This is a genomic window from Streptomyces sp. NPDC002130 (assembly GCF_040296465.1).
Lineage (GTDB): Bacteria > Actinomycetota > Actinomycetes > Streptomycetales > Streptomycetaceae > Streptomyces.
The window spans coordinates 1-1,719 of record NZ_JBEOXI010000683.1; the positions used below are offsets into that span (position 1 = coordinate 1).

The window sequence follows — 1,719 nt, forward strand, 5'->3', positions numbered from 1 at the left end:
GCTGGCCGTGTTGACGAGTTCGACGTCGTGGGGCCACATTTTTGCGGTGAGTTCAGTTGCGGGTACGCCGTCGTCGCTGAATGCGAGTAGGGCGGCGATTTCGGTGAGGCTTCGTGAGTTTTCGCGGTCCGTTGAGCCTGGGGTGAGTGGGGTGAGGGTGGGTTCTCCGAGGACGCGGATCCAGATGTGTGGGGTTGTGGGGACGTCAGGCTCGGACGCGGTGGTCTCGGTTTCGGTGTCACCGACTGTCTCGGAGTTGTTTTCCTCGAATACGTTGTCGTCGTTGCGAACTACCGTGAACGCCGCAGGGTCGGCGCTGGTGATGAGGTTTTCGGTCGTGATGTCGAAGTCGAGACGTGCCCCCTCCCAACCGAAGTCCCCGAAGTCTGCAGCCTGGGGTTCGGCAGCTGGGGAAGGATCATGTGTGGTGGTGGCGTACAGACTGACGATGCTGTCGTAGCTGGTTTCGTCGAGTGTTGTGACAGTGAGCTGTGCTGATGCGATACCTGGGCGGACCAGTGTTGCGGTGCCGTCGTCGGCGACGTCGAGTGTCCAGTCGGAGCGAGTGTTCGAGTTCTGTGTCGTGACTGCGGCGAACGCGATCCGCGGTGCGTTCTGGGCGATTGCGGCGAGGATTTCTGTTTGTTCAGCTGTCAGCGGGTCGGAGATGAGGACGATTTCCGGAGCGGTCAGCTCGCTGGTTTCGTACACGCTCCGTGCGTGTGCGATGGATTCGATGTCGTTCTCGTCGAGGATGTCGGCGTCGCGTTCGAGGTGGCGGGCCAAGCGCGTCAACACCTCGTCGGTGTTGTCTGAGTGCGTGATTCGGCCGGTGTTCACTGCGTCTGCGAGGTCGCTGCAGTATCCGACGACGTTGAGGTGGAGGGAATCGGCTAGGGGGGATACGGCGAGCTCGACGGCCATCGCGCGCAGCACGTTTGCGGTGGCGGTGGGTGTGCCGGTGATGGAGAGGTGCCCGATTTCCTCCAGATTGAGCATGAGTTCTCGTCCGTCGTCGCTGGTTCCCATTGCGGTTAGGGCTGGGTATGGGCTGACGTCGATGTCCGGGGTGGAGCGAGGGAACGTCCGTGGGTCGACCATCCACGTGTCGTCGTCTGATTGCATCCAGGGTTGGGGCAGGGAGATTTCCTCGAGTAGTCCGAGTTCGATGGTGTCGTCGCCGATGAAGACTGCGAGCAGTCTGGGGATGGGGGTTTCGTTTGTTCGGCAGTGCTGTGCGAGGTTCCGCAGTGCGGTGTCGACGTGAGCGGTGGTCAGTGGATCGACGGCGGCGGTCAGTGCTTGTTCGGCGAGGATTGCTTCTTTGGCGGGTAGGGCGATGCGTTCGCCGCGGCGGCGGCGGTGCTGTTGTTGTCGGCGGCGTAGTGCGAGGTGGCCGGTTAGGCCGGCGGCGGCGAGCGCGGAGATGCCGAGGGCGATGTAGACGATGTCGGATGAGTTGGTGGAGTCGTCTTCTGTGTCGGCGGTGATCGCGGGTGCAGGTGCATCAGGAGTCAGATTTGCGGGCATCTGAGGTTCGGCGGGGTCGAGTTGCCAGGTCGGTGTTGCGGCAACTTCTGGGAGGGGCTGCGGTGCAGGGTCGGGTGCCTGCGTCTGGGGGGTTTGTTCGGGTGCCACCGCCGGCGCAGGTACGGCCGCCGGCTGGGGTGCTGCCTCCGCTGCCGGCGCAGGTGTTTGGGCGGACGCGGACGGAATGAT

General features: G+C 63.4%; 1 pseudogene. It reads right to left on the reverse strand.

The features are described 5' to 3' along the window. Nucleotides 1–1,530: pseudogene (locus ABT116_RS44405) on the reverse strand (hypothetical protein); the annotation flags it as partial. Nucleotides 1,531–1,719: the final 189 nt, after the last annotated feature.